The organism is Nonomuraea sp. K271, assembly GCF_009908215.1.
Taxonomy (GTDB): domain Bacteria; phylum Actinomycetota; class Actinomycetes; order Streptosporangiales; family Streptosporangiaceae; genus Nonomuraea; species Nonomuraea longispora.
Genome location: NZ_JAAAHR010000300.1, coordinates 1 through 5,174, shown reverse-complemented (window position 1 = coordinate 5,174; position 5,174 = coordinate 1). Strand labels below are relative to the sequence as shown.

Genomic DNA, 5,174 nt, shown 5'->3' with positions numbered 1-5,174 from the left:
CTGGCCGAGCTGGGCGGCGGCATCTCCCGGTTCAACCAGGCCGAGCTGCTCCGTACCCCACCCGGCATGACGCGCGAGCAGGTCGCCGAGCTGATCCGCGCGCTGACCGACCGGCACGACGCGCTCCGGCTGAGGCTCAGCAGGCCCTCGCCGCTGTTGTGGTCGCTGGAGGCGCGTCCGGCGGGCGAGCCGCCGGAGCCCGGCGTGTTGGCGGTCGACGCGAGCTGGCACGACGAGGACGGCCTGCAGGCGCTCGTCGCCGCAGAGTCCGACGCCGCCGCCGGCCGGCTGGACCCCGACGGCGGCCGGATCACCGAGGTGGTGTGGTTCGACCGGGGGCCGGACCGGCAGGGCAGGCTGCTGATCGTCGTACACCACCTGGCGATCGACGGGGTGTCCTGGCGCATCCTCGTCGACGACCTGCGGCAGGCATGGGACGCCGTCGCCGCGGGGGAGCGGCCCGTGCTCGACCCGGTCGGCACCTCCCTGCGCGCCCACGCGCGGGCGCTGAACGAGAGCGCCGCCCAGGCGGCCAGGCTGGCGGAGTTCGAGCACTGGGCGGACACGCTGCGGCCGGGTGGCGAGCTCGACCCTGCCATCCCGGCCCCCGGACCGACTGGCGGACCGACTGGCGGACCGACTGGCGGACCGACTGGCGGACCGACTGGCGGACCGACTGGCGGACCCACTGGCGGGCTCACTGGCGGGCTCACTGGCGGGCTCACTGTGGGGGCCACCCGCGACCACGTGCTGCGCCTGCCCCCCGACGTGACGGAGCCGCTGCTCACCACCGTCCCGGCCGAGCAGGGAGGAGACGTCACCGAGACGCTGGTCGCGGCGCTGCACACCGCGGTGGCCCGCTGGCGCTCCGCCCGCGGCCGGGACGCGGACGCGCCGCTCGTGCTCGACCTGGAACGGCACGGCCGCGCGGGCGACGCCGGCCTGTCCAGGACGGTCGGCTGGTTCACCGCCATCGCCCCCGTACGCCTGCCCGGCGGCCGGGCCACGCCCGGCGAGGTGCGCGAGGCCCTGCGGGCGGTGCCCGGCGGAGGGCTGGGGTTCGGGCTGCTGCGGTACTGCAACCCGCGGACCGCCGCCGCGCTCGCCCGGCTCGGCACGCCCCAGCTGCTGTTCAACTACCTCGGCAGGTTCCCCGCGGGAGGGACACGCGACTGGGACACCGCGCCGGAGACGGCGGCGTTGCGCGTGGCGCCCGACCCGGACCTGGGGACGCCGTACCTGCTGGAGATCAACGTCGCCTGCCACGACACCCCGGACGGCCCCGAGCTGCACGCGGTGTTCACGTACGCGGAGGGCGGGCTGGGCGCCGGTGACGCCCGCCTGATCGCCGACGGCTGGGGTGCGGCGCTGCGCGACCTGACCTCCGCGCCCGGGACGTGGGCGCTGTCGCCGCTGCAGGAGGGGCTGTTCTTCCAGGCGCGCTACGCCGGCGACGCCGACGTGTACGTGGCGCAGAACGCCTTCGACTTCGCCGCCCCCCTCGACCTGCCGACGCTGCGCCTGGCGTACGCGGCCCTCCTCCACCGCCACCCCGCGCTGCGCCTCGGCTTCACCGCCGGCGACGAGCACCGGCCGGTGGCGGTGGTCGGCACGGGCCTCGACGCCACCGTCGGCGTGATCGACCTGTCCGGGGACGACTCCGGGCTGCCCGGGGTGATGGAGCAGGACCGGCGGCGGCCCTTCGACCCGGCCCGCCCGCCGCTGTGCCGCCTGACCGTCGTGCACCTGCCCGGCGGGCGCGACCGCCTGCTCCTCACCTACCACCTGCTGCTGTGGGACGGCTGGTCGCGCGAGCTGGTGCTGCGCGAGCTGTTCGCCCTGTACGACTCGCGAGGCGAACGCGGCGCCCTCCCCACGGGCGGGGCGACGTTCACCGACCACCTGGCGTGGCTGGCCCGCCAGGACGCCGGGGCGGCGGCCGGCGCGTGGGCTCAGGCGCTGGACGGTGTGGAGCCCACCGTGCTGTTCCCCGCGGCGGCGGGCACCGCGCCCGTGCCGGCGACCAGCCTGTCGGCGCGGCTGACGGAGGAACAGACCCGGCAGGTCACCGAGCAGGCCCGCCGCCGCGGCGTGACGCTCAACGCGATGCTCACCACCGCGCTCGGCATGGTGCTGGCGCACGCGTCGGGCCGCGGCGACGCCGTGTTCGGCACGACGGTCGCCGGGCGGCCGACCGAGCTGGACGGCATCGAGTCGGCGATCGGCGTGTTCCTCAACACCGTGCCCGTCGTGGTCCGGCTCGCCCCCGGCGAGAGCACGCTGGACGTCATGAGGCGGGTCCAGGCCGAGCGCGCCGAGCTGATGCCGCACGAGTTCCTGGGCCTCGGGGACATCCAGCGCGCCGCGGGCCGCGACACCCTGTTCGACAGCCTGTACGTGCTGCAGAACTTCCTCGACGACGACACCTTCACCGACCTGGAGGAGGCGCACGGCGTCGTCGGCGTGTCCAGCGTGGACGCCACGCACTACCCGCTCACGTGGGTGGTCACCCCCGGCGCGCGGCTCACCCTGCGGCTGGAGTACCGGGGTGACGTGGTGACGCGGGAGCAGGCGCGCGACCTGCTGGCCCGGCTGGAGCACGTGCTGCTGCGCCTCGCCGCCGACCCGGAGGCGACCGTGGCCGACGTGCCGCTGCTCCTGCCGGGCGAGAGTCCCTCGACGGACGGAACCACCGGGCCCGTGGGCGACGACACGATCGCCGACCTGCTCGCGGCCCAGGCCGGCCGTACCCCCGCCAGGTTCGCGCTCACCTTCGGGAACCGGACGGTGACCTACGCCGAGCTGGACGCGCGGGTGAACCAGATCGCGCGCTCGCTGCTGGCCGGGGGAGCGGCGCCGGAGCGGATCGTCGCGCTGGCGGTGCCCCGCTCCATCGACATGGTGGCCGCACTGTTCGCCGTGCTCCGCACCGGTGCGGCGTACCTGCCGCTCGAACTGGACCATCCCGACGAGCGGTTGCTGGCGATGCTGGCCGACGCCGGGCCCGTCCTGCTGGTCACCACGCGGGCGGTCGAGCCGAGGTTCGCCTCCCACCCCGTGGCCAGGCTGCTGCTGGACGACGTGCCGGATGACGCCGGGCCGGTGGCGGCCCCCCGCCGGGCGGGGCGGCTGGACCATCCCGCGTACGTCATCTACACCTCCGGCTCCACCGGGCGGCCCAAGGGGGTGGTCACGCCGTACCGCGGCCTGACGAACATGCAGCTCAACCACCGCGAGGCGATCTTCACGCCGACGGTGGAGGCGGCCGGCGGCCGGATCCTCACCATCGCCCACACCGTCTCCTTCTCCTTCGACATGTCGTGGGAGGAGCTGCTGTGGCTGGTCGAGGGCCACCACGTGCACATCTGCGACGAGGAGCTGCGCAAGGACGCCACGGCGCTCGTCGCCTACTGCCACCGCCACCGCGTGGACGTGGTGAACGTGACGCCCACGTACGCCCGGCACCTGATCGACGAGGGCCTGCTCGACGGGCCGCACCGCCCGCCCCTGGTGCTGCTCGGCGGCGAGGCGGTGCCCCAGGCGCTCTGGTCGGAGCTGCGCGATGCCGAGGGCGTGCACGGCTACAACCTCTACGGGCCGACCGAGTACACGATCAACACGCTCGGCGCGGGCACCGGCGACAGCGCCACCACCACGGTCGGGCGGCCGATCCGGAACACCCGCTGCTACGTGCTCGACGCCTTCCTCCGCCCGGCTCCCGTCGGGGAGCTCTACATCGCGGGCGAAGGGCTGGCCCGCGGTTACCTCGGCCGTCCGGGGCTGAGCGCCGGGAGGTTCGTCGCCGACCCGTACGTGCCCGGCGGGCGGATGTACCGGACCGGCGACCTGGTCCGGGCCCGCGGCGACGGCAACCTCGACTTTCTGGGGCGTACCGACGACCAGGTCAAGATCCGCGGTCACCGGGTGGAGCCCGGCGAGGTCGAGGCCGCCGTCACCGCCCGGCCGGGCGTGCGCCGCAGCGCCGTGCTGGCCGTGCCCGACCGGGCGGGCGGCGGACGGCTGGTGGCCTACCTCGTGCCCGACCGGCCCGGCGACGCCGACGCGCTGGCCGCCGAGGTGCACCGGGGGCTGAAGGCCGTGCTCCCCGGTCACCTGGTGCCGTCGGCGTACGCCGTCGTGGACGTCCTGCCGCTCACCGTCAACGGCAAGCTGGACACCGCCGCGCTGCCCCCGCCCCGCGCGCTCGCCTCCGGCTCCCGGCCGCCCGCGAACGAGCGCGAACGGCTGCTGTGCGCGCTGTTCGGCCAGGCGCTCGGCGACGGCGAGGAGGTGGGGCCCGAGGACGACTTCTTCGACAGGGGCGGGCACTCGCTGCTGGCCATCCGGCTGCTCGGCCTCGTCCGCGCCGCCACGGACGCCGACCTGTCGCTGCGCGACCTGTTCGACGCGCGTACCCCCGCCCGGCTCGCCGGCCGCCTCGCGGCGGCGGACGGGCCCGCGCGGCCGCCGCTCGTCCGCCGCCCGCGCCCCGAGCGCGTGCCGCTCTCACCCGCGCAGGAGCGGCTCTGGCTGCTCCAGCGGCTGCATCCGGCCTCGACCGCCTACACCTACCCGCTGGTCCTCCGCCTGCGCGGCCACGTCGACGCCGGCGCCCTGAGGGAGGCGCTCGGCGACGTGGCGGGCCGGCACGAGATCCTGCGCACGGTCATCGACGAGGGGCCCGCCCAGCGGGTGCTCGCCGAACCCCGCATCGACCTGGCCGTCGCCCGCTGCACCGCCACCGGGCCCGCGCTCGCCGAAGCCCTCGCCCGCCCCTTCGACCTGGCCGTGGAACCGCCGCTGCGGGCCACCCTGATCGAGGAGCAGGACACCGGCGACACGGTGCTGGCCCTGGTCCTGCACCACATCGCGATGGACGAGTGGTCCGACGGGCCGCTGCTGCGCGACCTCGGCGACGCCTACGCCGCCCGGCTGGCGGGACACGCCCCCCGTTGGGAGCCGCTGCCGGTGCAGTACGCCGACTACGCGCTCTGGCTGCGGCTCGACGACCGGCTCGACGACCGGCTCGACGACCGGCTCGACGACCGGCTCGACGACCGGCTCGACGACCGGCTTGACGACCGGCACGCCGACGACCGGGCCTACTGGGAACGGCGGCTGCGCGGCCTGCCCGGCGAGATCACCCTTCCCGCGGACCTGCCCATCCCCCCACC

1 protein-coding gene is annotated in these 5,174 nt (G+C 75.9%); it reads left to right on the top strand.

The features are described 5' to 3' along the window. The coding region (locus tag GUY59_RS45915; protein ID WP_161715090.1) for a non-ribosomal peptide synthetase at nucleotides 1–5,174 on the top strand (5,174 nt) is incomplete at both ends.